This is a genomic window from Pseudomonas sp. McL0111 (assembly GCF_052567255.1).
In genome coordinates this window covers 3,992,296-4,018,523 of record NZ_CP199585.1, presented here as the reverse complement: position 1 = coordinate 4,018,523, position 26,228 = coordinate 3,992,296, and the positions used below count along the sequence as shown (strand labels likewise).

Genomic DNA, 26,228 nt, shown 5'->3' with positions numbered 1-26,228 from the left:
CACTTTCCCCATCGACAAGGCTGCCGACCATGGACCCGATCATCGCTGCGACTCACACCGATCCTTATCCTTATTACGCTGAACTGCGGGCTCAGGGTGGATTGGTTTTTCATCCAGAGCTGAAAATGTGGGTCGCCAGCAGCGCCCGGTCTGTCTGCGCAGTGTTGGCGCATGCTGATTGCCGAGTGCGGCCGGCGCAGGAACCGGTGCCCAAAGCGATTGCTTCAGGCATGGCCGGCGAAGTGTTTGGCCAGTTGATGCGGATGAATGACGGCGAACGTCAACGCTGCCCGCGTTCGGCGATTGAGCCGTCGCTTGCGATGGTTGATCTGGATGAAGTCCGCGCACGGGTGGCGGCGCGGCTGATCACGGCAGATGCTGACGGCTTATATAAGGCAATGTTTCGCGGCCCGGTCTGCGTGGTTGCAGCGCTACTCGGCTTCAACCCGGCGCAGGCTCGAGCGATCAGTGAGCTGACGGCGGATTTCGTCGCGTGCCTGTCGCCGTTGAGCAATGACTTGCAACTGGCTGCGGCGCACACGGCGGCGGAACAGTTGCGTGGATATTTCATCGAGTTGCTGGCGGAATCGAAGAGCGGTTTGCTTTCAGGCATCAAGCAGCGATTTGAAGGCGATCAGGAAACGCTGATCGCCAACCTGATTGGTCTTTGCTCACAGACCTATGAAGCCACTGCAGGGTTGATCGGCAATGCATTGTTGGCGTTACGGGCTCAGCCAGAGTTGCGCGGTGAATCGATTGAATCGTTGTTGGCCGAGGTGCAGCGGTTTGATCCGTCGGTGCAGAACACTCGGCGTTTTGTCGCGCAGAGTTGTGATATCGATGGTGTGCGGGTCGAGGCTGGCGCGGTGATTCTGGTGCTGTTGGCTTCGGCCAATCGTGATCCGGCGCTGAATGAGGCGCCTGAGCGGTTTCTGCTGGATCGACCGAGTCGGCGCAGTTTCAGTTTTGGTGGCGGGCGGCATCAGTGTCCGGGGCAAGTGTTGGCGATGGGGATTGCGAGCACCACTGTCGGAGAAATCCTCGATCATGGTGTGAATCTGGAGCGGCTGGCCTGGCGTTATCGGCCTTCTCTGAATGGGCGTATTCCACTGTTCAGCTTCATTAGTGACTGATAGTCAGCCATCGCGGGCAAGCCACGCTCCCACAAGTTCTGGAGTGCCCGCACCTTTTGCGATCGACATAAAAACCTGTGGGAGCGTGGCTTGCCCGCGATGAGGCCCGGAAAAACGCAGCATCATTTTGCCTCCACCCAAGAGGCTACAGCGCCTTGTGCTTTTGCCTACAAACAAGCCAGAATCCGCCGGCTTGTGCGGTTTGGGGGGTGCCGGTAACTTGGTTCGGGTCACTGAATGTTCAGTGATCGGGTTTAGTCGCTCGGTGGTCTTACAAATCGTAAAGCGTCCATCTAGTCAGGTAATTCACATTCCTGCACTGAATGGTGGCTGTGCGCAGGGCGCTTTCGGGCGCGCCGGATATTGTGGGACCACCGGTCGACTAACCTGCGCATAGCTGCCTCCCACCGTTTAGTCGCGATTGGTTGGCAGCCTTAATATAAGGTCTCAAAAATGTTCAAAATTACACCGAATCCACCCGAAACAGACGCACCAACCGATTCCGATCCCACGTCGCCCTACTCCACCCTCGACCCCACAAAACTCAACGACGCCGCCGAACGCGCCCTCGACCACTACCTCAAACCGACCACCCCACAGCCACCGCGCAAACCCAGCGGCATGTTCGTCGTCGCCCCGCAAATAGACAACGAATCCCTGCTCGCCCACGCCTGCGAATCCATGGCCTCGGCCAGCATCATGCTCAGCGACTTCGCCGCCCTGCTCGACACGCCCTACCGCCACACCCTGCTCGGCATCCAGCAAGTCGTCATGCTCGGCGAACTCGCCGTAAACCGCGCCCTCGATAACCTCGAACCGCCAACCAGAAACTGACCCGTATCCCTGTGGCGAGGGAGCTTGCTCCCGCTCGGCTGCGAAGCAGTCGCAACCCCGACCGATGCCGGTTTGCCTGACACAACCGGGTGAATGGTTTTGGGGTCGCTACGCAACCCAGCGGGAGCAAGCTCCCTCGCCACAGGGGAAAGTGCATAAATTGAGGTAAACACTTGGCGAATAGATCCGTTCGAATCAAATCAGGCAGAATGAAGGGTGTTATTTTGATCCAACCCACTGACTAGAAAGCTTTGAATTCAAAACTTCCACTTTGAACATCCAACGATTATTTTCTGCGTGTTGTCCCATCAGTTCTGGGTGATCTGTGTAGGCTATATTGACGTCTTTGACAGTACCGCTGACTTTTGCTTGAAACTCGATTGAACTCTTGACCGATTCCAACTCGAAAGCGACATCACCCTCGCGCAATTGCATACCCGGTTTGAATTCCGCCGCATAGTTCAGATATTTAATGTCACCTACTTCCCCGAGCGCAAAATCTGTCAGTCCTATAACAAACCAATTGGTAACGGCTTCCATTCGACCCCACATTGATCCGTCGATCGAAATATACAGGGTATCCGTAAGATTCAAACTCATGGCTATTCCTCTCAAAACTATCGAAATACACTTTCGTAGTCTGGAAGAGGTTTTCATGGGTGACTACTGTCAGTTTTTACAGTTCTTTATTCTTACTGGTTTCATGCAAACGATTTAATAGCTATAAGGATTTCGTTCATCAATCCTCCCGAGTCAAAACTTCCAACAACTCAATCTCAAACACCAGATTCGAATTCGGCGGAATCTTGCCCATCGTCCGTTCGCCATACCCCAGGTGCGCCGGCACCAACAGTTTGCGTTTGCCGCCCACCTGCATGCCCATCAGGCCCTGATCCCAACCCTTGATCACACGCCCCGTGCCGATCACGCATTGAAAGGGTTTGCCCCGACTCCAGGAAGAATCGAACTCGCTGCCGTCCTCCAGCCATCCGGTGTATTGAGCGGTGATCAGCGCGCCTTTGACGGCGGCTTTGCCGTCACCCACCTGAAGTTCGATTACCTGCAGTTCATCATTCATGACATTCACTCTATTGTTCAGTGGCCCGAAGGCTCGATGGCCGCCGTTTTCCCAGAATTGCCGGGGATTGGCAACAAAAAAGCGAAGATCGGCGCTGTATCCGAACACGCTTGTGAAGAATTAAGATAGCCAACCGCCATCAGCTCACGGATCGATTTGCCATGCGCGCAGTTTCCAAATGACTCAACTGTGGATCAGCGTTGCCATCGGCGCCGGGATGCTTGCCGTGATCATTTGGCTGATCTGGCGGGTGCGTGGGCTGCAAAATCAACTGACCGAATACCGCGAATTACTCACTCGCGCCGTCGATGGCCAGAACATCCATCAGGACGGCGATGCCGAGCGCTTCAAGCGCAGTCAGTATTTTGCGCGAATCGGCACCTGGGATTGGGAGGTTGATACAGATCGGCTGTACTGGTCGGACGCGATCTACGGCATGTTCGGTTTCAAGATCGGTGAGATCACGCCCTCCTACGCGCTGTTCTGCTCATGCGTGCATCCGGACGACCGCGCCAGGGTGCGCGACGGTGAATTGCGCTGCCTGCAAACCGGCGAAAACCACGACGAGGAATACCGCGTGGTCTGGCCTGACGGCACTATTCGTTGGTTACGGGAAACCGGCAATGTGGTGCGCAACGACCACGATGCGGTGACCAAAATGATGGGCGTGGTGCGCGACATCACTGAGGAAAAAGCCTCGGCCAGTTACCTCAAGCACCTCGCACACTTCGACCCGCTGACCGGTTTGCCCAATCGACTGGTGCTCGAAGAACGCCTGTCCGAAGCCCTGGAATTGGCACGACAGAACAGCACCCGTGTGGCGCTGGTGTTTGTCGATCTCAACGGGTTCAAAGCCATCAACGATCATTACGGCCACGCCGCTGGTGACCGCGTGCTGATCACCACCGCCACGCGACTGAAACGGATTCTGCGCACCACCGACACTGTCGCACGCATCGGCGGCGACGAATTCGTGGTCATCCTGCAAGGCCTGGCTCCGGGCATCAACTTGCAGGATGAAGCCCGCAGCATTTGTCAGAAAATCTTTATCGAGTTGTCGCCACCGATCAGCATCGGCAACGACCAGCGCCACATCGGCACCAGCCTTGGGGTCGCGGTGTTCCCGGATCATGCGCCGAGCATGGATCGCTTGATCCATATTGCCGATCTGGCGATGTATGAGGCGAAAAGGAGTGGGAATAATCAGTATCGGTTGGGTGGCGGGCAGACGTTGAGCCATAGCCGGGTGGAGTGAAATCAAACCTGAGGTTTGCCAATCACAACACCGTTAAAGGTATGCGTGCAGCATGTACAGGTCGGCGTCATGTCCTCGGCCTTCAACTCGGGATTGACGATTCGCAGACGTTTTTGTTCATCGATGTACAAGCCGCTGAAGCAACTCGACTCACCCACGCCGAAGACCTCCCGTCGCTCATGTTCATGCTGTGCAACCATCCAGAACACCGGTTCCGGCCGATCAAGGCGAGAAACTGCCTCACTGAAAATCTCATCCCAATTGCCTCCGACACGAGATAACAGGAAACGAAACAACGGCGTGTAATCGTAGCCGTGATGCTTGATTCCGTGCATCGAACCGCGCAACGCCTTGCTGTTGCTTTCAGCCTTGGTGTTGCGTTCATACCGATAGTGCCCACCCGGGTTGTTGCGCCAGACGTTGTGGGCGGTAGTGTTTTCCTTGCGATAAAGCGGTTTCTTTTCCAACTTGTTGCTCCTGACATCCAGTCACACGAAACGCCCCACGGGTTTTACCAGAACGGCGCTCGTTTTCAATCGACCGTCCGTGGTCAATTGTTACCGGACGGCCTAACGCTCCACCGGTTTGATATCCACAATCGTCCCGTTGGTAATCTTCACCAGCACGTACTTGTCATTCATCTGCACCCACTGCGACTGTGCATCCGGCTGCTTGAGGCCTTTCTGCTTCCAGTTGTTCAGGGCTTTTTCGTTGCGTTGGTAGACGTCCGGGGCGCGGTCGCCGACTTTCAGTTCGCGGTCGCCGGTGGGCGAATGTTCGACGGTGTCGGGTGAGGTTTGTGCCGCTTGAACGAGTGGGCTGATCCCGGCGATGCCGGCGACGAGGGCCAGGCTGGCGATTAGGGTCTTGCTGTTCATCGGTGAACCTCCTGAGATGTGTGATACCTGAACTCCGACTGCGCGGGGTTGGAATCATTCCTTGTTTTTGCCTGGACTGGCTGAGGGATTGTAGTCGGCTGTCAGGCCGCCATCGCTGGCAGGCCAGCTCCCACAGGGTTCGGGGGCGGCTGCAGAATCAGTGTGTTCACCACAAAAAACTGTGGGAGCTGGCTTGCCAGCGATGGGGCCCGCAAATACGACATGTTCAATCGCTGACAAACCATTGATCCGCTTTGCACATCAATCCATGCCAACAATGCAATTAACATCCTGTTACACCTGCGCCACCATCCGCCTCAATAAAAACCGTGCGCCGCCTCCCCGTCGCGCACGTCATAAAAGCGGTGGAGTTCTTTTCTATGACAGCCTCAATCCCACACGGCGGCTCGCGGGCCGGCGCCATTTTCCGGGTGACCTCGGGTAACTTCCTCGAACAGTTCGACTTCTTCCTGTTCGGCTTCTATGCTACGCAGATCGCGGCGGTGTTCTTTCCGGCGAGCAGTGAATTCGCCTCCCTGATGATGACTTTCGCGGTGTTCGGCGCAGGCTTTTTGATGCGTCCGTTGGGGGCGATTGTGCTCGGCGCGTACATTGATGACGTCGGTCGTCGCAAAGGTTTGATCGTAACGTTGTCGATCATGGCCAGCGGCACGATCCTGATTGTGTTGGTGCCCGGATACGAAACCATCGGTCTGTTTGCTCCGGCGCTGGTGCTGCTCGGGCGGTTGCTGCAAGGCTTCTCCGCTGGTGCTGAGTTGGGCGGTGTTTCGGTTTATCTGTCCGAGATTGCTACTCCGGGCCGCAAAGGCTTTTTCACTGCCTGGCAGTCGGCCAGTCAGCAAGTGGCGATCATCGTTGCCGCCGCGCTGGGTTATGCGCTGAACGCCTGGATGGCGCCGGACATGATTGCCGCGTGGGGCTGGCGGGTTCCGTTTTTCGTCGGTTGCATGATCGTGCCATTCATCTTCTTGCTGCGACGCAATCTGGCGGAAACCGAAGAGTTCGCCGCCCGTAAACACCGTCCAAGCATGGGCGAAGTGTTCCGCACTCTTGGCCAGAACTGGGTGGTGGTGCTGGGCGGGATGTTGATGGTCGCGCTGACCACTACCGCGTTTTACCTGATCACCGTGTACGCGCCGACCTTCGGCAAAACCGTGCTGCACCTGAGCACTTCCGATGCGTTGCTGGTGACATTGCTGGTCGGGGTTTCGAACTTCTTCTGGCTGCCGATTGGCGGCATGTTGTCCGACCGTATCGGTCGTCGTCCGCTGTTGATCACCATGTCGTTGCTGGCCCTGGCCACGACTTATCCGGCGCTATCGTATCTGGTGCAGGCTCCGAGTTTCAGTCACATGCTGCTGTCGCTGTTGTGGCTGTCGTTTATCTACGGCATGTACAACGGCGCGATGATTCCGGCGTTGACCGAGATCATGCCGGTCGAGGTGCGGGTTGCCGGTTTCTCCCTCGCTTACAGCCTGGCGACGGCAATCTTCGGCGGGTTCACGCCGGCGATGTCGACCTTTCTGATTCAGTACACCGGCGACAAAGCCGCGCCGGGGTACTGGATGAGTGTCGGCGCGCTCTGCGCATTGTGCGCGACGCTGTATCTCTATCGTCGTACGGGCGGTCGTCTGCAACCGGTTGCGGCATAAGGAGCGCTCACCATGAAAAAACTGATCAAGCTGAGCGCCCTCGCCCTTCTCGCTTTCAGCGCTTTGGCCCAAGCAGAAGAGGTACGGGTGATGACCTCGGGCGGCTTCACTGCCGCCTATAAAATCCTCGGCCCGAAATTCGCGGCGGCCACCGGCAATACTCTCGACACCACCCTCGGCCCGTCGATGGGCAAGGCGCCGGAGGCGATTCCCAATCGACTCGCCCGTGGTGAGCACGCTGATGTGGTGATCATGGTCGGCTACGCTCTTGATGATCTGATCAAGCAAGGCAAGGTTGACCCGGCCTCACGCGTTGAACTGGCAGATTCGCGAATCGGTCTGGTGGTGCGTGAAGGCGCGCCGAAACCGGACATCAGCAACGTCGAGGCGTTGAAGAAAACCCTGCTCGACGCGCAATCGCTGGCCTACTCCGACAGCGCCAGCGGCGTGTACATCGAGCAGCAACTGTTCAAGACACTGGGCGTTGAAGATCAACTGAAACCTAAGGCGAAAATGATCCCGAAAATCCCGGTCGGCTCGGTGGTTGCGACCGGTGATTATCAGTTGGGCTTTCAGCAGGTCAGTGAATTGCTGCCGGTGCCAGGGGTGAGTTTTGTCGGCAAGATTCCGGAATCGGTGCAGTCGGTGACGCGTTTCGCTGCGGGAATTCCGGTCGGCGCGCAACACCCGGCTGAAGCCAAAGCCCTGCTCGCTTACCTTGCCGCACCCGCCGCGCAGGCTGATGTGCAAGCCACCGGGCTGGATTCGGTCAAGCGCTGACGATTGGCGTCTGTACCTTCATTTCCACCACCAGCCGCTCCAGTTCCAACGCTGCCGGGGTCAACGTGCGACCCCGGCGCTTGATGATGCCGACGCTGCGCATCACTTGCGGATCGGTCAGCGGCACCCGCGTCAGGATCGGATGATCCGGCCCGGGCATCGCCATCAACGGCACCGCCGCCACGCCCAGTCCCGCCTCCACCAGACCAATCATTGTCGTCACATGCCGGGTTTCGCAGATGCTCTGGCGTTGCGGCACCACGCTGCTCAAGGCCTGATCGAGCAGAAAGCGATTGCCTGAAGTCTTGTCCAGCGAGATGTAATCCTGCTGATAAAACTCGTCCCAGCTCACACTGCTGCGCCCGGCCAGCGGATGATCGCGGCGACAGGCAACGACATAGCACTCCTGCACAAGCGATTCAAAATCAACTTTGGCATCCTGCGTACCCAAGAAACTCAAACCGAAATCCGCCTCGCCATTGACTACAGCGCTCAACACATCGTGGGCGCTGGAATCGAGAACCTTGACCTTGATCCGCGGGAATTGCTGGTGATAGCGGGCGACCACGCGCGGCATGAAGTAGTACGCAGCGGACGGCACGCAAGCGACCGTGACATGGCCGAGCCGGGTCGAGGCCACTTCACTGATGCCCAGCAAGGCGACGTCGAGATCGTCCAGCAGTCGCTCGACGCTGGGCATGAAGCCGCGCCCGGCCTGAGTCAGGCTGACTTTGCGCGTGGTGCGTTCGAACAACTTCACGCCGAGGGCGTCTTCGAGCTTCTCTATGCGCCGGCTCAACGCCGGTTGCGACAGGCGCACAGTGTCGGCGGCCTTGCGAAAACTGCCCTGCTCGACCACGGCCCGAAAGGCTTGCAGGTCGTTGAGGTCGAAGTTGATGGCCATGGCGGAACTCGGTGGATTGATTCATTGAGACTATCAATGTAACCAATTGATGCAGCTTGTTACAGCGCCATGCCTCTTAGCGGGCGACCGTCGAGAATTGCCGCTGGATGGATGCCAGGTTCCTGCGTCGTATCCAGCCGCTGGCAAAGCGAATAACCAGCCAGTAAGGCGTAAACAACAGTTTGGTCCGCGTATTGGCGCAATACACGAAGGTTTCAGTGCGCAGTGTATAGACGCCACGGGCTTGCTCGATGACCTGAAAGCGCAGCACCAGTTTGGCAATGCGCGAGAGATCCAGTACCCCAAACTCCTCGGCACCGGGAATGTGCAAAGTGCTCAAATCCGGACGCCAGAAGCGTCCCGCCAGCCCCATGGAAAGTTCATGGGGAGTGCGCTGAAGCAAAGTGAAGGAATCAAAGCCAAACGGTCTGGTCTGTTGTTGCTGCGACCGTGTACCGAATTTACTCAGGATTTTCGATGGCAGTTCCCGAATCGATAACAGCGCATTAACGACGCGGTCATCGCGTATATCCAGCGCGTAAACCGCTGCGATAATGTCCTCCGGACGCGCACGGATGGCGCCCGACTCGTGAATCTCATAAAAATTGAACCGCGGAAGAAAAGGCGATGGAGACGCCCACTGCAAATTTGCTGTGCTTCTGATGATTCCAAGCGCCTTCCAAAAATTTTGCTTCATGAAATAGCGTTCTCGTGTGATCAGACGATATGAATCAAGGGCAAGTCGGCACCCTTGAGAATTCATACCGACATTGCCTCAAAGGTACCGTGTAGCGATTATCGGTTTATGCTCGCAAGCATTCCCCGGCACCCTCTGACTTGCTGTGGTCTCGGGTCTTTTCAGGCACGTCACATGGCGGCACGGCGTGCGTGTAGCGAAGGTCAACCTTCAACGCCCCCCAGGACAGACCCGCCCCGAATCCACACAGCACAACGTGTTCCGCCTGAGGCGTACCCATTGCGGGGTGGCGCGACAGTACGATGGGAATGGAAGTGGAGCTAGTGTTGCCGACACCATCGATGTCCACAGGCATTTTCTCCACGGCGACACCAATCATCCTGCGCAAATAATTGAGCATGAACTCATTGGCTTGATGCAGCACCAGCAGGTCAAGCGACGCGGGAGTCAACCCCGTTGCCTGGAGCAAGGCCTTGACGGTCTGTGGTACCCGGTTCAGCGCAAAGTTCATTACCGCCGTGCCATCCATCTGCAAGCGCTGGATAGTCGCACAGGTGTGACTGCTCTCATCTTTGGCGTAGGTGATGTCCGATTGCAGCGCGTCACCACCGCTGCCATCGGCGCCACATATGAATTCGAACGTCCCTTCACCCGGCTCGAGCAACGTGGCTGAAGCGGCGTCGCCAAACAACATCTTCACGTGGCGGTCGCGCTCATCAAGGATTTTGGTGGTCACATCCCCGGTACACAGAAGGACTTTTTTGCAGGCGCCAGATGAAATCAGTGCGCCCGCTTGAACCAGCGCGCTGACATAACCGGAACAACCGGCGGCCACATTCAAGACCAGGCAATGCTGCGGCAGGCCAAGCGCCTGTTGAACGATGAAACCGACACCCGGCACCCAGGAATCCGGTGTCTGAGTGACCACGATCAGGCCATCAATCTCCTGTGCGGAACAATGCCCTTGATCAATCAGGTTGCGGCACGCTGCGATCATCAAATCGGAAGTGTGCAAGGACCTGGTTTCCCTGATCGACTGGATGCCGGTGCTTTTCGCAATACGAGCCACCTCTTTGGCGCCGAACAGCTCTGCGAAGTCGTCCAGCGTCACAGACCGTTCGGGCAACGCGGCCGTAACAGCCCGGATGGCGACCCCGGCAATGGTCAGCATACTCATGCGGCGTCCTTGATCTTCAGGTCGATCAGATCGAAGAGATCCTGCACAGTGACGACGCTTTCGATCTCCTCTCCCGACACCGTCACCCCGGTTGTTTCGAACACCAGCGCCACAATCCCGATCCTTGCCATCGAGTCCCAGTTATCACTGTTCTCAAGTCGGGTTTCACCGTGCAACTGGTCCACAGGGATCAGCAGGATTTCAGCGATGTTTGCGCGCATTTTTTTCAAATCAACCATTTTGTTATTTCCTTATAACTGGATCAGTAAACCGGTCTTACGACTCGATGACGACGCCCGGATGGCGCATTTTTTTGAAGCGGCTGGTGTACAGCGGCGTATCCGCAATGGAGATCAACCGTGGCAGTTGTTCCTGCGCCAACACACCACGAATGTGCTGATACATCCGGGCCTTGAAAGCATCCAGCGCTTCCGGCTCTAGCAGGGTGAAACGCGCCGCGACTATCTGCCCGAGCAGCGGGTTGGGTTGCGCGTACACGACCACGTCGCAGACGTTTTCGATGCTCATGAGAACGCTCTCCACGTGTGACGGAAACACCTTCTTGCCGCCGACGTTAATGACATCGACCGCCCGCCCCGTGACGCGGAAAAACCCTGCGCTTTCTTCAGCCAGATCGTGCGTGATCAGATACCCGTCGCTCGTCAGATCGCCCGCGTTCGCAAGGTAACCCACCATATTGGTCGCTCCTCGAACCTGCAAAATCCCGTCAACCACCCGCACGCTGTAGTCTGGATCCTCGATTTTCATCCAGGCGCTGTCGCCGTCTTTGCCGCAGCACGGGAGCACACCGATTTCCGACATCCCGTACAACTGGCGCAATTTCACTTGCGGCAGCATGCTCGCGATCCGTCGTATGGATTCAACCGAACTCGGCTCAGAGCCGTAATAGATACGCTGCAGACTGCTCGCGTCCCACTTCTGAAACACCCCTGTTACCGTTGCCAGATTCAACAGAGTCGGGGATACGTGCAACGTTTCTACCTTGAACGACTCGATACAACGACCGACCTCTTGAGGTGAACGCTCCTTGGGCAAAATCAACGTTCCATGCGTTGCCAGTGCCTGTAAAACCGTAACCAGGCCACCGATATGATCGAACAACAGAAATGCCAGAATGGTGCCGCATCGCTCGGCACTCAGGTATCTGTCGAAGAACGGCGCGATGGTATGCACCACCCCTTTGGCCGGGCCTGTCGAACCGGAAGAAAACACAATGAACCCGGCCTGATGCTGCGACAGCAGCCCCTCTACCGTCGGCGGCACCTGAGTGCTCTCATGATCGATGACCGAGAAACCCTGCGGCGTCCCACCCACGACAGAAAAGCTGGCTCCCGCGGCGTTGGCCAGATGCGCGAGTTGCTCCTCACTTTTGGGCACAGAAAGCGCCACAACGTTGTTACTCATCCACAACGCAAACAGCATGCAAACACTGTTGAAGCTGTAATTATCGACCAGCAATACACAAGCGTTGCTGATGGAGCGAGACGCGAGGTCCTCGCCATACGCGGTTATCTGCTTGTGCAACTCGTCATAAGAAAAGCTTCCCTCATCGCTGACAATCGCCGGTTTGCTCGCAGCGTTTTTCAGATAACTCAAGAAATCGTCAACTTGCATATCCACCCCTCGATAAAAATCCCGCCCAAGACGCTGCGGTTGTTCAATCAGTTCGCTTGAGCCTGCAGAGCAGATTGCGCTGTGGCCGTACCCGCCGTATTCAACGCGAGCGTCAGCCTGTCCATGACGTAGGCGGCAAGCGTGCCGAGCGTGGCAAATGGCGTGGCGGATTCCGATAGATCGCTGGTATCGGCAAGGTGCACTTCGACACCGAGCTGAGTGCGGATCATCTCCTCGACGTCAACGATGATTGAAACGAGGGTCAAGGAGTCGATGGTGCCGTCGACGCCATACAGGCGACTGTCTTCACCACGGGACAAATCGATCGGTTCGCTCAACAACAGGTCCTGTTGCCGAATGGCTGACTCGGTCAGTGTTTTAACTTTATTCAACATTCCAACATTCCTTTATTGGTGATGCAGATCCATGCGTTCTCTAGGCTTGTGACAATGGGCCTTTGGATTTCCGGTAATCAGCCAGAGCGGTTCTCATGTCGACGAAAACGCCACTTTTCACTCCATAGGCAGCGGGCGCATCAATCACCGACTGGATGTCTGTTGCGCGCTGCATGGGCGAAACCATGTAACCGGGGGTCAAGGCTCTTTGCTGCAGCGCCTGAAGATCCGGAAAGTCGCCTGTTCTCTGGCTGAAGCTCACTTGTCTGGACAAACCGGTATCGACATTGCACAGGCCCAGTACGGCAAAGAAGATGTGCGGATTTTCTTCCGCGTAGACTCCGCCCAGAGCGGCCAGCGCTGCTTTCGACAGGCTGTACGGCAGCGTACCCGCACGAAATCGCACACCCGCCATTGAGGCCGACAGCACGCATGCCTTGGGGCGATGTGCGGACGAGAGCATCAGATCGAGAATGGCTTTATTGGCCAGCAGGTTAACGTTGAGCACCTGCTGAATGTCGTCTAGCGTGAACTCCTCGGAACGCGCCGGCACATTTCCGCTGATCCCGGCATTGAGAAAAAACACATCGACACCCAGCTCCAGGACATCGGCGAAATTGTCTTTGAACAGCTCGCCCATCGCGCTCGGTCTGGAGAGATCGAACGACCGAAAATGGAAATTCGGATGACTCATCAACCGATAAGGTTCTCGCCGGGACGTACCAAACACGCGATAGCCTTTTTGCAGATAGAGTTGCGCGAGCGCCTCGCCGATGCCGCTGCTCACACCGGTAATAAATGCCCGACCCGGTACGTTCTCGCGAGAGCCTGCGGGCGGCAGGTCGCGTTTTACCGTGTGCACTAGAATTTCCCGGCCGAAAAACCACCGTCTACCGGCATCACGGTGCCTGTGACAAACGATGATGAATCACTCAGCAGCCACAGGATCGCCGAAGAAATCTCACCTGGTTGGGCGAACCGTTTCATCGCCGTGACCTGAAGTTTGTGCTTGGTCGATTCCGGATTGGCTTTCAGGCGTTCTTCCGAATTCATGCCGCCCAGTGTCGGGCCAGGGCACACCGCGTTGACGCGAATCGAATGGCGCTCCGGCAACGCGTCTTCAGCGCATTCGATTGCGCAGACCTGGGTCAGCATATTCAGCGCCGCCTTGCTGGTGGAATAGGCGCTTTGTTTCGCGACGCCAAGCAGACCGGCGCAGGAGGAGACGTTCACAATCGAACCGCCAGCGTGTTTCGACATCAGGTTGGTTTCGTGCTTCATCAACAGCAGAGGGCCCAACAGGTTGATCTCCAGCACGCGTTTCCAGTCAGCGAAGTCCAGGTCCCGGATCAGTGCATGTTTTGAAGTGACGCCGGCATTGTTGACAGCCAGATCGAGCCGCCCGTGTTTTTCGTTGATGATCCGGAACAGCTCAATGACCGAGGCTTCGTCGGTCACGTCGCTCCTGATGAAGGTGCAGTTTTTGCCGAGGCGACTTTGCGCCGTCAGACCATCGTCCTCGTTGCGCCCGGTGATGTAGCAGATGCAGCCTGTTTCGACGAGCCGTTGGCTGACATCGAAACCGATTCCACGTGTGCCCCCGACAACAAGAGCGATTTTTGCGGTGAAGTTCATTTCAGGTTCTCCTCATAGTACAGCTGTAGTTTTTCTGGCCGCCGGTAGTCAGGGTTGACGCAGCAATACACGCGTTCGGCCATGGGCTCTTTTTTGTCGCGAAAACAAAAAGCATCGCCCTTGCAGCGCATGACCAGATCTTTTCGGCCCGCCAGTTCCTTGGCAATGAAGTGGTTGTCAGCCAGCATGGCGCGGCCGAACCCAACGAAGTCGGCATCGCCACATCCGATGATTTCATTCGCTTGCGCCACATCTTCGACCGAGCCGGTAAAACCGACCGGTATTCGTACGAAACTTTTCAGATAGCGGCAGCCCTCACGAGACATGGCCAGGGCCTTTTCCTTGTTTTTGAAAAAAAACCGAAACGTTTCGCTGATGCCGACGGAGCAAGTGATGGCTGACACTCCGCCAGCCTCCAAAGCAACCATGACCTCGCCCAACAGCGCGGCGTGTTGCCCCTCCTCCCCCAAGCCATCGTCCATGCCTAAACGGACAGTGATCGCCACATTGTCACCGGTGGCTTTGCGAATGCTTTCGACAATGGAGAGCAACAACCTGGCTCGTTTGAGAGGACTACCGCCCCATTGATCCTCGCGAAGGTTGGTCTTTGGCGACAGAAAACTGCTGACCAGATATCCATTGGAAGCCTGAATCTGGATCAACGAGGCACCGGCCTGTTGCGCGTGGCAAGCAGCATCCGTGAACTGATCGATGCAGCGCAGAATCTGCTCGTTCGACATCTCCACCGCACGTGCCAGGGGAAATGCATTGAGGATCGTGGAAGACGCGATTGCGCTCGGGCTCAAAATAATGCCCTGCTCCGAAGGCAGGGCCTGCGGACCGTAGTGCTGCAATTGCACGCCCAATGGAAAACCGCGCTTCCGGGCCGCCTCAAACAACGGCTGCAAGGCTTGTGCGTGGGCCGCAGACGTCAGTCGCAGACCGCGACTGTTATAACGCGCGCCTGCATCCACGCTGGCATTGCCAAGGAAACCAAAGCCGCAACCACCGTCCATCAACGATTCATAAACCGTGAAGAATTCTGGCCGTGGGAACCCGTTCTCATCACATAGATCCATACCCAGCGACGAAAAATACAGCCGATTTTTCGAGACGGCGTGAGCGCCAAAATGCAGCGCCCGGGTTGCAGGCATCAAGGTGTTGTTATTCACGGTTATTCCTTGAGCGCCGCGACGTCGGCTTCATCGAGGTGGACGAAACCGCGCTTGATCATGTCGCTCAAGACCTGAAGGCCGTTGAAGTCCACCTCCGAGAACTCCCATGTGCAATGTCGGCCCTGCCCGACGTTTCGCACTGAGCCGGTGAAGCTCAATTTGCCCTCGTACAACACATGCAGAGAGACCACTTCGGTCAAATCAATATCCGCCGCTGTCGTCACGCAACCGGCCTTGCCCAGGCCCTTGAGCATCACCTGCGCCTGGCGTCCCTCTCCGTCGCTGAGCGTGCAGACCAGCCTCGAAGGATGGATCGGCGCAAACCAGTCGTCAGCGTAAATGAAGATATTGCGTGTCTTCTCAAACAGACCGATATCAATGACGGTGGCTTTGGTATCGACCGTGGCGAAGAGCATCTGCCGCTGATAAAAGGCGACCCGCAAATGGATCTTCTTGGGCGAGAACGTATCGGTCGGGGTCATGTTGTCGACCACCAGTTCGATCGGATACATCAGTTCGGCGTAAGCGAAGAAACTTGCGTTCAACTCGTTGACGCTGACGGTGACGGAACCGCGTGCGTAATTGGTGTGATGGTACAAGTGGTGATAAACCGCTTGGCGCGCCGCTTCGATGAACATGGTTCCCGGAACGTGTTCATGTGCTTTGCGATAGAAAAAATAGTTGTCGGCGTTGTTGATCAACTGAAACGAACTGGAACGCTGAATGGCCGGAATCGATTCGCACAGCACCGACACCGCAGCCTCCGGGCTATCAATTGCAGTTGCGCTAGCGTCTGATTGCTTGAGTAAGTGCGGGGTGACGATCTGGTACGGAAGTGCCCTGACCTTGCTCCAGTCATCATCTGTGTCCACGCCCCTGGCAAACGCGCTCTCCATCGCGCGCTTGCCCAGCAGCTCCGCGGACATATCGAACTTTCTACGTCGGCTCGCGCATTCCACATAGTTGCGCAGGATCTTGCTGTGCGCACTTGACGCAACAGTCTCCTGGTTCAAATACAACGGTGCCGCGACTCTCGGCGCGCAGATCAAAACGTCGTCAGCCGAACCCTTATGCAGGAGATCGGGCGTTATGGTGTCGTTATTCATCGTTTGCTTGACTCATCCTTGATAATTTTGTGCTGCGGCTCTGGCATTGGCGACGGTCGCTAAATCACGAAGCCTCCATCACATCCGGCGCGGCGAGCTTGTCTGGCTGTGCGAGGTGAATCGTGGACGGAGCCCATGACTCAACACCTGCTACTTGCCGATGGATCAACTCATAGCCCTGGCCATTAGGTTGCGGAGGCGCGAGGATCTGCTCGATGAGTTTCTCCCCTCGCATACGTGCAGAAGCAATCGACTGATCCTTGACGTGTCCATACCCTCGAATCGAGTCAGGCAGGCTCGCCCAAGCGACGAAAAGCGCCAAATTGTCCTGGCTCAGTTTCGGCAACAGACGCTGCAAGGTTTGCTCATATTCAACCAGCAGGCGCCGCTCTTCACGGCGCTCGGCCGACCAGCCGAGCGGATCGAATCGGCTGTGGCGCAACACACGTCCCTTGGCCAGCAACCGTAGAAATGGCAACACCCAACCGGAGAACGCGATTTTCTTTTGCTTATTGCGCAGCAATGGCAGCGCAAAGTGGAATTTCAATTGCACGCGCCCTTCGAATTTTGCCTTCAGCGGTTCCATGAAACTGCTGGCGGTAAGCAGACGCGCAACTTCGTATTCATCCTTGTATGCCATCAACTTGAAGAGGTTGCGTGCGACTGCCTCTACCAGCGCGCATTCATCGCCGGCCAGCGGCGTCGAGCGAACAGACTCAAGCACTGTGCGGTAACGCTCGGCGTAGGCCGCGTCCTGGTAATCCGTGAGGAAGGCACTTCGCGTATTGACCATCTGCTCGATGCTTTCACGCTTGCCGGACATGCCGGCGATTGAAATCGCCGACTCTGCATCCGTTGGCTGATCAAGGTAGAGCACGACGAACTCGGCGTCCTGTGCCCACAACCGGCCCCAGGCAAATGCCAGATGGTTGGCTTCGGCGCTGCCGGCCAGATCAATCGCTTTTTTCAGTGCTTGCAGCGACACTGGCACCGTACCTAGCTGCCACGCGTAGCCCAGCAACAGCATGTTGGCTTGCATCGGATTGACCAGCGCGCTTGCCAGTTGTGCCGCATCCAGACGGTGATAATTACTGGCACCCACCCTTCGCTTCAGAAAGTCTTCAATGGCCTCGTTTTCAATACGCAGTTCGGTATTGCGTAACATCGCGCCGGTTTGGGTCTGAGCGCTGTTGGCGATAACCACCGTTTTGTCTTGCCTGAGCGTAGACAACGCATCGTCTTCACTGGCCACGACCAGGTCGGCAGCAAGCAACAGGTCGGCGCCACCCACGTCGATACGGTGCTGGTGCAGCGTATCGGCATCGTTGGCCAGCCGCACGTGGCTTAATACGGCACCGCCCTTCTGGGCGAACCCGGTGAAGTCGAGCACGCTGACTGCTCGACCATCCAGATAAGCGCCCAAAGCGATTGTGCGCGCCACTGTCACGATCCCCGTGCCGCCAACACCAACGAGCAGCATTTCGTAAGGAGTGTCGAGCGAACGCGTCGGTTGCGGCAAAGCCAGTGCTTCGGCCCGCGCCAGCACCAGCTTGTTGTCGCTAGGTTTTTGCTGACGCCGGCGCGGCTTGCCGGTCACCGTCACGAAGCTGGGACAGAAACCCTTGATGCACGAGAGGTCGTTGTTGCAGGAGTGCGGGTCGATGCGCCGCTTCACTCCGAAAGGTGTCTCGACCGGCGTCACCGACAAGCAATTGGATTTGACCTGGCAATCACCACACCCTTCACAAACCGCCTCATTGATGACCACTTCAGTCTTCAATACCGGCGCTGGCAGTTGCTTCTTGCGGCGACGCCCTTCGATGGCGCAGACCTGATCAAACACTAGAACACTGACGCCGCGGGTCTCGCGCAGTTGAAGCTGAACCTCCTCAAGTTTCTCGCGATGAAACAGCTCGACACCCTGAGGCAGGCTGTCTTGCGCCTGATAACGCGCCAGATCATCCGCCACCACCACAATCCGATGGGCACCTTCGGCTTTCACCAACTCTACGGCCTTCTTCACGGTCAGCGTGCCGTCGATAGGCTGTCCACCGGTCATGGCCACGGCATCGTTGTAAAGCAACTTGTAGGTGATGGTCGCGCCGGCCGCGATGGCCTGACGAACCGCGAGAAAACCGGAGTGGAAAAAGGTCCCGTCACCGATGTTCTGAAAGATGTGCGGCGTCTCGACAAACGGAGCCTGTCCCAGCCAGTCGACACCTTCCCCGCCCATCTGCACACTGCCACTGGTCGACCTTTCAGGCATACGCGCAGCCATCGCATGGCAACCGATGCCAAGTCTTGCCTCACTGCCTTTGGGCACGTTCGTCGAGGTATTGTGCGGGCAGCCGGAACACAGATACGGAGTACGTCGAATCCAGTCATTGATCCGCAGGACAGTAGGTATGTGCCAGAACTCGGGAATGCTCAGCGTGATGCCGAGGCCTTGCAGTCGTTGTTGGAGCATCGAAGCGATTCGGGACGGCCGGAGCTCCTCGTGATCCGAAATCAGTGCGTCGCCGTTTTCATCGGTTTTACCAATGATGACCGCGCGTTGATCGGACGCGACGTTGTAGTACTTCTGCTTGAGCTGCTCTTCAACGATGGCCTGCTTTTCTTCGATGATCAATACCTTGCCGGCTCGTTCCGTCCAGGCGTCGAGCAACGGCGACAACGGATAAACCAGGTTGATTTTCAGAAGCGCGACACCAGCGTTTTCAAGTTGTTGGAGTGAGATGCCACATTGCTGCAACGCCTGTCGAACATCGCCGTAAGCCTTGCCGACGGCGCCAATGACGAGGGCCGGTTGCGCCGGCGCCGTCACCGCGGTGTCAATTGGATTCGCCAGCGCAAAGGCGCGAGCCGCTTCAAACTTGAAGGAAGTCCGGCGCTCGATTTGCATGCCTGGAAGATCGGGCCAACGCCAGTGCAAACCGTCTGGACCCGGATTGATTTCGGGCGTGACGAATTCGGGTAACGGGGATGACTTGACCGACGTTGTTGCCTCGACCGTCTCGGTAATGGCCTTGAAGCCCACCCACAAGCCTGAAGCGCGAGAGAGCGCCCAACCCCACAAACCGCATCGTTCGTAATCGGCGAGTCCGGCCGGGTGAATCACCGGCAAGCCCCAGGCAATCAAAGTCCGGTCGGATTGATGAGACATCGACGAAGACACGCAGCCGTGATCATCACCGGTGACCACAAGAACCCCACCGTGGGGCGAAGACCCATAGGAACTGCCGTGTTTGATCGCGTCCCCCGAACGATCAACACCCGGCCCCTTGCCATACCACATGCCGAATACGCCGTCATACCGCCTCTTCGGGTCACTCTCGACGCGCTGGGTGCCGATCAACGCGGTGGCCGCCAGATCTTCGTTGATTGCCGGGAGAAAACGGATGTTCGACTTCTCCAGAACATCCCTGGCCTTCACCAGTTCCCGGTCCACGCCTCCTAGAGGCGAGCCACGATAACCACTGACAAAACCAGCGGTGCGTATGCCAACAGATCGATCAAGTGCAGCCTGGGAAATAAGCAGCCTGACGAGCGCTTGCTGGCCACTCAAAAAGATGTGTTCATTCGGCTCGGTGTTATCTCGGGAATACATCGAGCTATTGTCATAATTGCGCACCGGTCGCAACGAAGCCACGGCTTCACTCTCCCCCGCGGATGTCCTGGAGGGGTCCTGATCGGGCTGCAATCGCTGACGTTCTGGTCCAATGGAATCTATGTACACAGTTTCAAATCCTTATGAAAACTTCACATTAAATGTGCTTGTTTGCCCACCACAGCGCATACAGTCACGGCACTTTTAGTCTGTGTATTGACGAAAGCACCGAAGTTCCAGGTCAATAATCCCGAAAACCAACATCTCTGCCGGCGCCAATTTGACGCCAGGAAAAACACGCTCGACGAACGCCATACCATTTGGCTAAACATCAAGTTATTTCCATGTTCACGAGTGCATAACGACGAAATATTTTTTATATTTTTCACACTTCATCCGCCACTTCATGCGGCATACAAAATGTAGAAAAGCAGACTTCACCGCACAAAACAAAAAACAAACAAGTTCGCGTAAAAACCCTCAAAACCTTATGAGAACTTTACTTTTAATATGTTTGATTACGTGCCGCAGCGCTTTGGCCTCAAGGCTTGAAGCTGCACTTTGGCAGGAATTCCGAATGGATTGATACATGGCCAGCACGCGCGATCCAAGAGACGCTCGGATTCTCGAATGCATACTGGTTACGGGAAAGGATACGCACACGCCACTGAGTCGTCTTTGTCGACGTGCAGGAAGTGAACTGTCCGGGCAGAAACCAAGAATGATTGGGACCAACGTATTTCAAGTACAAAGTTTCAAATCCTTATGAAAACCTCACCTTAAAGCGGCATTTTGTACAGTGTTTTTCGACACATCTTGTGACCGACAAAAATAGTAGATTCGAAGTGATTACTTTGTCAATGCTGTAGCAAAAGTTTAATAGACATAAATTCATCACACAGCCACGACGGACAATTAACTAACTAGAACAACTACACGAAATATGACACTGGTATTTACTTAATTAATCATCAAGCCTCTAAGACGAAAGTATAACTTTACATCGCATCAATTTTCTTCGCCGCTGCAGCCCCCCCCCCCCCGAACCACTACATTCAATCTATTTGAAAGGTCTGCGCCTGAAAATCCGCTGCGTTTATCACGCCATGCGCAGGTGTATGTGGTGTGTCACAGGATCAGCCCTTATCCTTGTCGCCCCCGCCGTACCGTTGTCAGGAGTAGTCCCATGCCCCATGAAGGCAATTTGTTGCAAGCCGCCGTCGTGTTTCTGTTTGCTGCGGTGCTCACCGTGCCGTTGGCCAAACGGCTGCAACTGGGAGCGGTGCTCGGCTATCTGTTTGCCGGGGTGATCATTGGTCCGTCGGTGTTGGGGCTGATCGGTAATCCGCAGAGTGTCAGCCACATCTCGGAACTGGGCGTGGTGCTGCTGCTGTTCATCATCGGTCTTGAGCTGTCGCCGCGACGCTTGTGGGTGATGCGCAAGTCGGTGTTCGGTGTGGGGTTGGCGCAGGTGCTGCTGACCGGTTCGGTGATCGGCGTGCTCGCACTGTTCGCCTTCGGCCAGTCGCTCAATAGCGCCATCGTGCTTGGCCTTGGACTGGCGCTATCGTCCACCGCGTTTGGCCTGCAAAGCCTGGCTGAGCGCAAGGAGCTGACCAGCCCCCATGGCCGGTTGGCGTTTGCGATTCTGCTGTTTCAGGACATCGCCGCAATCCCGCTGATCGCCCTTGTACCGATGCTCGCGGGCGGCGATCACACCACCAGCGCCGCCGAAGATCTGAATCACGGTTTGCGAGTGCTCGGCAGCATCGCCGTGGTGGTGATCGGCGGGCGTTATCTGCTGCGACCGGTGTTTCGCATTGTGGCGAAAACCGGTCTGCCGGAAGTTTCCACCGCCACTGCGTTGCTGGTGGTGATCGGCACAGCATGGTTGATGGATCAGGTAGGCGTGTCGATGGCGCTGGGGGCGTTCCTCGCTGGTCTGCTGTTGGCGGATTCGGAATACCGGCATGAACTGGAAGCGCAGATCGAACCGTTCAAAGGTCTGTTGCTCGGGCTGTTTTTCATCAGCGTCGGCATGGGCGCCAATCTGAGTTTGCTGCTGAGTGCGCCAATCACCGTGCTCGGCCTGACCCTGCTGCTGATCGGCCTGAAGTTGCCGTTGCTGTTTGTCGTCGGGCGTCTGGCCGGTGGTTTGAACAAGGTCAGTGCGATTCGCCTGGGGATCGTCCTCGCGGCGGGCGGTGAGTTTGCCTTTGTGGTGTTCAAGATCGGCCGCGATCAGGGCCTGTTCGAACCGCGCCTGTACGACCTGCTGGTGCTGACTATCACGTTGTCTATGGCCGTGACGCCGTTGCTGCTATTGATCTGCGCCCGACTGGTCAGTCCCAAGGTGCAGCCGGTGGAAGTGCCGGAGAAATTCCGCGAAATCGATACCGATGCGCCGCGCGTGGTGATTGCCGGCATGGGCCGGATGGGGCAAATCGTGGCGCGGATTCTGCGCGCGCAGAACATCAAGTTCGTGGCCCTTGATACGTCGGTGGAGACTATCGAGTTGTCGCGCAGTTTTGGTGGGGTGCCGGTGTTCTACGGTGACCCGATGCGCCCGGAAATCCTCAGTGCAGCCAAGGTCGGCGACGCAGAATACTTTGTGATTGCCACTGATGATCCGGAAACCAATATCAAGACCGCCGAGATCGTGCGCAAACTTTACCCGCACATGAAAATCATCGCCCGTGCGCGTAACCGTCAGCACGTGCACCGCTTGGTGGATGTCGGCGCCGAGGCGATTCGTGAGACGTACTATTCAAGTCTGGAAATGAGCCGGCGCACGTTGGTCGGCCTCGGTTTGACCCAGGCCCAGGCTGATGCGCGGATCAAGCGCTTCAAGCATCACGACGAACAGGTACTGGAGGCGCAACACTCGATCTATGACGACGCGGCCAAAGTCCTGCAAACCGCCCAGGAAGCCCGGGCGGAACTGGCGCGGTTGTTTGAATCGGATCAACTGGAAGAAGAAGCGCGCAAGCCCTGAGAAGTCAGGCGCGGCTCAAGCCGCCATCGCGGGCAAGCCCGCTCCCACAGTGTTATTGAGTGTTCACAAAACCTGTGGGAGCGGGCTTGCCCGCGATGAGGCCCTCACATTCAACATCAATTCATGCAGGTCAGGCCATTTCCAGCTCTGGTTCCTGTTTGACCGGAGCAGTCTCAAACCGATCCGCCAGGAACGGCGTGATATCCAGCGGCAACGGCTCATCGTTGACCAGTTTATCCAGCAGCACGCCGGTAATCGCCGAGGTCAGAATCCCGGTGCGGAAGTGCCCGCAGGCATTCAGATAACCCTCCACCCCACGCATCGGCCCGAGGATCGGCAATTCATCCGGCGAGCCCGGACGCAGCCCGGCCCAGGTGCGTTTCAGATTGACGTCCTTGAGCTCCGGCAAACACCGCACCGCGCCCTGCACCAGCCCGGCGATTTCCGGGTAGGTGGTGGTGACGTCAAAGCCTTTGTCTTCGGTGGTGCTGCCGATCAGGATCTCGCCGTTGTCCTTTTGCGCCACGTAGCAGTCGCTGGTGGTCAGGCAACCGTTGAGGATTTTCGGCATGCGTTCAGTGAGCAGAATCTGCCCTTTCACCGGTTTCACCGGGATGCGGATGCCGCTGGCCCACTCGCTCAGATCTGCCGCCCAGGCACCAGCGGCGTTGATCAGGGTCTTGCAGTGAAATACGCCAGCCTCGGCAGTCTGCACACCAGTCACGCGGCTGCCGTGATGCAATACGCCAGTGACGTTGGTGTTGACGAAGATATCCACGCCATTCTGCCGTGCACCTTCGGTGTAGGCATCGGCGAGACGGAACGGGCTGACCTGATGGTCACAGAGAAACTCCAGCGCCCCGCGTGCTTCGTGACTGACGCTCGGCTCGGCCTCGCGCAGTTCTGCCTGATCGAGCCAGCGCACCTGATCGGCGAGATGCGGAATGCAGCCGACGATGTGCTCGGCGTAGAGCCGGTCTTCATCGTCATAAATCACAAATTTCAATCCGGTCTTCTCGAACTTGAAATCCATCCCGTGATTTTCCATCAACTCACGGTGCAATGCCGGGTACAGCGCGTTGGACTGCAAGGCGAAATCGAAGAACGAGTCCGGCAGGATATGCGGCGTACTGGAATCCACCGCGACTGCTGCGCCCTGGGTTTCGCGCTTGCGGTTGGCCGACATCATGCGGAAGAAAATCACCCCGCAGCCCAGCCCCACCGACTCGCCAATCGCCCACAAGCCACCGGCCGAAGCACGGGTTGCGTTGCCCGGACGCTTGGCGTCGATCAGCGCAACCTTGAGGCCTTTGCGCTTGGACAATTGATAGGCGCAGGACGCCCCGATCACACCGCCGCCGGCGATGACCACGTCATAGAACTTACTCATGGGAAGCGGCCTCCGTGCCGACGGATGTGAATGCGGAAAAAGGTATCGGATCAATCGGGAAGCGTGGACGCAGCCAACCGACGTTCTGACGCCCGGTGGCCTGGCGCAAGCGGTCGCTGCAATAGCCGACGCACATCCGTCCCTGACAGTCGCCCATGCTCACGCGGGTGCGCATTTTCAGGCTGGCGATGTCTTGCACGCCCTGCTCCAGCGCCCGGTCAATGTCGGCGCGAGTCGCGTGCTCGCAGCGGCAGATCACCGTGTCGGCGGCTGGCAGTGCAGTTTGCCCGACACCGCGTTCGGTGTAGCGATCCACAGCGGCACGGAAGCGCACGATGGACTTGAGCTTGCCCAGATAGCGGTCACGACGGACCCGCGCCAGTTCTGCTTCAATCACACCGCGTTGCAGCAGGATCGAGGTCGCGGCGATCTTGCCCGCCAGCATCGCTGCCTCGCCGCCGCGAATGCCGTTGACGTCGCCCGCCAGATGCACGTGCCGCTCGTTGCTTTGCTGCCAGACATTCGAGTTGGCGCGCAGGTAACCGTCGTCGCTGAAGCCGTGATCCAGCCCCATTTGCTGACTGAGTTGAGTACGCGGAATGAAGCCGTAACCAACCGCCAGTGTCTGCGCTTCGAAACGCTCGACCCGTGTCAGATCTGGCGCCCAGGTGGCCGAATACGGTGCGACGCTGACGCTTTTCAGCTCGCCCTCGCCATGGGCTTCAACTATGCCCCAACCGTAATTCATCGGGATGCCGTGCAGTTTCAGGTAGGCGAGCATGCTCAAACCGTCGAGAAACAGCTGCGGCTTGTTCAGCAGCGCCAGGCTTTCACGGGCGATCTTGCCGAAGGCGCAGGCTTCATACACGCCCGCCACCTTGACCCCGGATGCATGTAACTGCGTCGCCACCAGCGGCAGCAACGGACCGGTGCCGGCGATGATGACGGGCCCCTGCGGTTTGACCACGCCACTCTTGATTTGCAGTTGCAGACCGCCGAGCAGAATCACGCCCGGCAAGGTCCAGCCAGGAAACGGCACGCTGCGTTCATGGCAACCGGCGGCCAGCAACAATTGCGGATATTCGATTTCGTGCAGTTGTTCATCGGCGTCCAGTACCACCAGTGCGCGAGTGCCTTCAGCACCGACCACGCGATGGTTGAGAAGCACGTCGATCAGCCCGGATTGCTCCTGGAATTCACCATGCAGTTTGCTCAGGGCTTCGGAGTAGCGCGGCCCCAGATAATCCAGCTGCACACCGTCACGCAGCGGCCCGCGATAGACCACGCCGCCGAGTCGTGAAGATTCTTCGAGCAGAGTGCTGCGCACACCGTGGCGTGCCAGTTCGCAGGCTGCTGCCATACCTGCCGGCCCACCGCCGACGATTACCGGTTGCAGGCTCATACGACCTCCTGCGCGGCGACGCGGTTAACCTGGGTTTCGATCTGCATGCCGTCACGCACGACGGTCTGGCAGGCGCGGCGCTTGTGCCGGCCATTGATTTTCACCAGGCAGCACTGGCACACGCCCATGCCGCAGTAGGCGCCGCTGATCTGGTTGTGATCGTTGCGCGCGACCTGGCGCACGCCGAGGGCCTGGATGACACTGAGGACGGTTTCCCCAATGGCAGCGTTGACCGGTTGACCGTTGATGTGGACGGTCATATCCGCCTGCGCCAAAGGCTGGATATCGAAGGTTCTGTCTTGGCAGTGCATTGCAATGTTCATCCGTGAAGGTTCGGTTGAGGTTGTGTCAGCTCCTTGCTGCACTACACCTGATCGACGCATTTATTTCTTTGATTAGGGACGTCGACGCGGGTACTCCGTCAGCGCAACAAGGCGCGCGGGAGCACTGTAGCTCAAACACCAGCAAAGGCCTGGATC

Annotated in this window: 24 protein-coding genes; 6 read left to right on the top strand and 18 right to left on the bottom strand. The window is 57.3% G+C overall.

What is annotated here, in order from left to right; translation table 11 throughout:
- Positions 1-29: 29 nt before the first annotated feature.
- Both ACTWLJ_RS18500 and ACTWLJ_RS18495 read left to right on the top strand, forming a co-directional pair.
- Complete coding sequence (locus tag ACTWLJ_RS18500) at positions 30-1,133, top strand: cytochrome P450 (protein WP_445177900.1); 1,104 nt, start codon at positions 30-32, stop codon at positions 1,131-1,133.
- A gap of 453 nt (positions 1,134-1,586) precedes the next feature.
- Positions 1,587-1,967 carry a DUF6124 family protein gene (locus ACTWLJ_RS18495; RefSeq protein ID WP_445177899.1) on the top strand — a complete coding sequence of 127 codons (381 nt, stop codon included), beginning with the start codon at positions 1,587-1,589 and terminating at the stop codon, positions 1,965-1,967.
- Positions 1,968-2,186: 219 nt separating this feature from the next.
- Here ACTWLJ_RS18495 and ACTWLJ_RS18490 read toward each other — a convergent pair whose 3' ends face one another.
- Both ACTWLJ_RS18490 and ACTWLJ_RS18485 read right to left on the bottom strand, forming a co-directional pair.
- Complete coding sequence (locus ACTWLJ_RS18490; protein ID WP_445177898.1) at positions 2,187-2,567, bottom strand: hypothetical protein; 381 nt, start codon at positions 2,565-2,567, stop codon at positions 2,187-2,189.
- Positions 2,568-2,706: 139 nt separating this feature from the next.
- Positions 2,707-3,045, bottom strand: coding sequence for an FKBP-type peptidyl-prolyl cis-trans isomerase (locus ACTWLJ_RS18485; RefSeq protein WP_445177897.1), 339 nt, complete (start codon positions 3,043-3,045; stop codon positions 2,707-2,709).
- A gap of 178 nt (positions 3,046-3,223) precedes the next feature.
- Between ACTWLJ_RS18485 and ACTWLJ_RS18480 the strand changes: the two genes are divergently transcribed.
- Entirely contained in the window at positions 3,224-4,300 is a 1,077-nt protein-coding gene (locus ACTWLJ_RS18480; RefSeq protein ID WP_445177896.1) for a diguanylate cyclase domain-containing protein, read from the top strand.
- Between the two features lie 2 nt (positions 4,301-4,302).
- Here ACTWLJ_RS18480 and ACTWLJ_RS18475 read toward each other — a convergent pair whose 3' ends face one another.
- The gene (locus tag ACTWLJ_RS18475) at positions 4,303-4,767 is read right to left on the bottom strand and encodes a hypothetical protein (protein WP_401210368.1); all 465 of its coding nucleotides are present in this window, start codon (positions 4,765-4,767) and stop codon (positions 4,303-4,305) included.
- A gap of 102 nt (positions 4,768-4,869) precedes the next feature.
- Positions 4,870-5,178 (bottom strand): RcnB family protein, encoded by a 309-nt coding sequence (locus ACTWLJ_RS18470; RefSeq protein ID WP_445177895.1) that lies wholly within the window; start codon positions 5,176-5,178, stop codon positions 4,870-4,872.
- 380 nt (positions 5,179-5,558) lie between these two features.
- On the opposite strand from ACTWLJ_RS18470, the gene ACTWLJ_RS18465 reads away from it, so the two are divergent.
- Together ACTWLJ_RS18465 and ACTWLJ_RS18460 are read left to right on the top strand one after the other, a co-directional pair.
- Positions 5,559-6,851: an MFS transporter gene (locus ACTWLJ_RS18465; protein WP_445177894.1), complete on the top strand. Its 1,293-nt coding sequence runs from the start codon at positions 5,559-5,561 to the stop codon at positions 6,849-6,851.
- Positions 6,852-6,863: 12 nt separating this feature from the next.
- Complete coding sequence (locus tag ACTWLJ_RS18460; protein WP_445177893.1) at positions 6,864-7,631, top strand: substrate-binding domain-containing protein; 768 nt, start codon at positions 6,864-6,866, stop codon at positions 7,629-7,631.
- Here ACTWLJ_RS18460 and ACTWLJ_RS18455 read toward each other — a convergent pair.
- From ACTWLJ_RS18455 to ACTWLJ_RS18405, 11 genes are all read right to left on the bottom strand, one after another.
- Positions 7,621-8,535 (bottom strand): LysR family transcriptional regulator, encoded by a 915-nt coding sequence (locus tag ACTWLJ_RS18455; RefSeq protein WP_445177892.1) that lies wholly within the window; start codon positions 8,533-8,535, stop codon positions 7,621-7,623. The two genes, ACTWLJ_RS18460 and ACTWLJ_RS18455, sit on opposite strands and share 11 nt — an antisense overlap.
- A 76-nt stretch (positions 8,536-8,611) precedes the next feature.
- Positions 8,612-9,232: a hypothetical protein gene (locus ACTWLJ_RS18450; RefSeq protein WP_445177891.1), complete on the bottom strand. Its 621-nt coding sequence runs from the start codon at positions 9,230-9,232 to the stop codon at positions 8,612-8,614.
- Positions 9,233-9,338: 106 nt separating this feature from the next.
- Positions 9,339-10,409: a 3-oxoacyl-ACP synthase III family protein gene (locus ACTWLJ_RS18445; protein WP_445177890.1), complete on the bottom strand. Its 1,071-nt coding sequence runs from the start codon at positions 10,407-10,409 to the stop codon at positions 9,339-9,341.
- Positions 10,406-10,648 (bottom strand): acyl carrier protein, encoded by a 243-nt coding sequence (locus ACTWLJ_RS18440; protein ID WP_445177889.1) that lies wholly within the window; start codon positions 10,646-10,648, stop codon positions 10,406-10,408. Before ACTWLJ_RS18440 ends, ACTWLJ_RS18445 begins: the two co-directional genes overlap by 4 nt.
- A 37-nt stretch (positions 10,649-10,685) precedes the next feature.
- On the bottom strand, positions 10,686-12,044 hold the full coding sequence (locus ACTWLJ_RS18435) for a class I adenylate-forming enzyme family protein (RefSeq protein WP_445177888.1): 1,359 nt from the start codon (positions 12,042-12,044) through the stop codon (positions 10,686-10,688).
- A 47-nt stretch (positions 12,045-12,091) separates the two neighbouring features.
- Positions 12,092-12,439, bottom strand: coding sequence for a hypothetical protein (locus ACTWLJ_RS18430; RefSeq protein WP_445177887.1), 348 nt, complete (start codon positions 12,437-12,439; stop codon positions 12,092-12,094).
- Between the two features lie 40 nt (positions 12,440-12,479).
- On the bottom strand, positions 12,480-13,301 hold the full coding sequence (locus ACTWLJ_RS18425) for an SDR family oxidoreductase (RefSeq protein ID WP_445177886.1): 822 nt from the start codon (positions 13,299-13,301) through the stop codon (positions 12,480-12,482).
- Positions 13,301-14,074, bottom strand: a complete 774-nt coding sequence (locus ACTWLJ_RS18420; RefSeq protein WP_445177885.1) for an SDR family NAD(P)-dependent oxidoreductase — start codon at positions 14,072-14,074, stop codon at positions 13,301-13,303. The genes ACTWLJ_RS18425 and ACTWLJ_RS18420 overlap by 1 nt, the downstream gene beginning before the upstream one ends.
- Positions 14,071-15,246, bottom strand: a complete 1,176-nt coding sequence (locus tag ACTWLJ_RS18415) for an oxidoreductase (protein ID WP_445177884.1) — start codon at positions 15,244-15,246, stop codon at positions 14,071-14,073. The genes ACTWLJ_RS18420 and ACTWLJ_RS18415 overlap by 4 nt, the downstream gene beginning before the upstream one ends.
- 2 nt (positions 15,247-15,248) lie before the next feature.
- Entirely contained in the window at positions 15,249-16,355 is a 1,107-nt protein-coding gene (locus ACTWLJ_RS18410; RefSeq protein ID WP_445177883.1) for an AfsA-related hotdog domain-containing protein, read from the bottom strand.
- Between the two features lie 64 nt (positions 16,356-16,419).
- A complete protein-coding gene (locus ACTWLJ_RS18405; RefSeq protein WP_445177882.1) occupies positions 16,420-20,091 on the bottom strand; it encodes an indolepyruvate ferredoxin oxidoreductase family protein in 3,672 nt (1,223 codons plus the stop codon).
- A 1,057-nt stretch (positions 20,092-21,148) separates the two neighbouring features.
- Here ACTWLJ_RS18405 and ACTWLJ_RS18400 point away from each other — a divergent pair.
- Positions 21,149-22,957, top strand: coding sequence for a monovalent cation:proton antiporter-2 (CPA2) family protein (locus ACTWLJ_RS18400; RefSeq protein WP_445177881.1), 1,809 nt, complete (start codon positions 21,149-21,151; stop codon positions 22,955-22,957).
- A 130-nt stretch (positions 22,958-23,087) separates the two neighbouring features.
- Here ACTWLJ_RS18400 and hcnC read toward each other — a convergent pair whose 3' ends face one another.
- The 3 genes from hcnC to hcnA are packed head-to-tail and all read right to left on the bottom strand — an operon-like array spanning position 23,088 to position 26,060.
- Positions 23,088-24,347 carry a cyanide-forming glycine dehydrogenase subunit HcnC gene (gene hcnC, locus ACTWLJ_RS18395; protein WP_445177880.1) on the bottom strand — a complete coding sequence of 420 codons (1,260 nt, stop codon included), beginning with the start codon at positions 24,345-24,347 and terminating at the stop codon, positions 23,088-23,090.
- Complete coding sequence (hcnB, locus tag ACTWLJ_RS18390) at positions 24,340-25,749, bottom strand: cyanide-forming glycine dehydrogenase subunit HcnB (protein WP_445177879.1); 1,410 nt, start codon at positions 25,747-25,749, stop codon at positions 24,340-24,342. Before hcnB ends, hcnC begins: the two co-directional genes overlap by 8 nt.
- On the bottom strand, positions 25,746-26,060 hold the full coding sequence (hcnA, locus tag ACTWLJ_RS18385) for a cyanide-forming glycine dehydrogenase subunit HcnA (RefSeq protein WP_401212119.1): 315 nt from the start codon (positions 26,058-26,060) through the stop codon (positions 25,746-25,748). Before hcnA ends, hcnB begins: the two co-directional genes overlap by 4 nt.
- Between the last annotated feature and the right edge of the window lie 168 nt (positions 26,061-26,228).

Bases quoted from the DNA above. Each gene is read 5' to 3' on its own strand.
- ACTWLJ_RS18500 (WP_445177900.1), top strand. From the start codon at position 30: ATGGACCCGATCATCGCTGCGACTCACACCGATCCTTATCCTTATTAC.
- ACTWLJ_RS18495 (WP_445177899.1), top strand. From the start codon at position 1,587: ATGTTCAAAATTACACCGAATCCACCCGAAACAGACGCACCAACCGAT.
- ACTWLJ_RS18490 (WP_445177898.1), bottom strand. From the start codon at position 2,567: ATGAGTTTGAATCTTACGGATACCCTGTATATTTCGATCGACGGATCA.
- ACTWLJ_RS18485 (WP_445177897.1), bottom strand. From the start codon at position 3,045: ATGAATGATGAACTGCAGGTAATCGAACTTCAGGTGGGTGACGGCAAA.
- ACTWLJ_RS18480 (WP_445177896.1), top strand. From the start codon at position 3,224: ATGACTCAACTGTGGATCAGCGTTGCCATCGGCGCCGGGATGCTTGCC.
- ACTWLJ_RS18470 (WP_445177895.1), bottom strand. From the start codon at position 5,178: ATGAACAGCAAGACCCTAATCGCCAGCCTGGCCCTCGTCGCCGGCATC.
- ACTWLJ_RS18465 (WP_445177894.1), top strand. From the start codon at position 5,559: ATGACAGCCTCAATCCCACACGGCGGCTCGCGGGCCGGCGCCATTTTC.
- ACTWLJ_RS18460 (WP_445177893.1), top strand. From the start codon at position 6,864: ATGAAAAAACTGATCAAGCTGAGCGCCCTCGCCCTTCTCGCTTTCAGC.
- ACTWLJ_RS18455 (WP_445177892.1), bottom strand. From the start codon at position 8,535: ATGGCCATCAACTTCGACCTCAACGACCTGCAAGCCTTTCGGGCCGTG.
- ACTWLJ_RS18450 (WP_445177891.1), bottom strand. From the start codon at position 9,232: ATGAAGCAAAATTTTTGGAAGGCGCTTGGAATCATCAGAAGCACAGCA.
- ACTWLJ_RS18445 (WP_445177890.1), bottom strand. From the start codon at position 10,409: ATGAGTATGCTGACCATTGCCGGGGTCGCCATCCGGGCTGTTACGGCC.
- ACTWLJ_RS18440 (WP_445177889.1), bottom strand. From the start codon at position 10,648: ATGGTTGATTTGAAAAAAATGCGCGCAAACATCGCTGAAATCCTGCTG.
- ACTWLJ_RS18435 (WP_445177888.1), bottom strand. From the start codon at position 12,044: ATGCAAGTTGACGATTTCTTGAGTTATCTGAAAAACGCTGCGAGCAAA.
- ACTWLJ_RS18430 (WP_445177887.1), bottom strand. From the start codon at position 12,439: ATGTTGAATAAAGTTAAAACACTGACCGAGTCAGCCATTCGGCAACAG.
- ACTWLJ_RS18420 (WP_445177885.1), bottom strand. From the start codon at position 14,074: ATGAACTTCACCGCAAAAATCGCTCTTGTTGTCGGGGGCACACGTGGA.
- ACTWLJ_RS18410 (WP_445177883.1), bottom strand. From the start codon at position 16,355: ATGAATAACGACACCATAACGCCCGATCTCCTGCATAAGGGTTCGGCT.
- ACTWLJ_RS18400 (WP_445177881.1), top strand. From the start codon at position 21,149: ATGCCCCATGAAGGCAATTTGTTGCAAGCCGCCGTCGTGTTTCTGTTT.
- hcnC (WP_445177880.1), bottom strand. From the start codon at position 24,347: ATGAGTAAGTTCTATGACGTGGTCATCGCCGGCGGCGGTGTGATCGGG.
- hcnB (WP_445177879.1), bottom strand. From the start codon at position 25,749: ATGAGCCTGCAACCGGTAATCGTCGGCGGTGGGCCGGCAGGTATGGCA.
- hcnA (WP_401212119.1), bottom strand. From the start codon at position 26,060: ATGCACTGCCAAGACAGAACCTTCGATATCCAGCCTTTGGCGCAGGCG.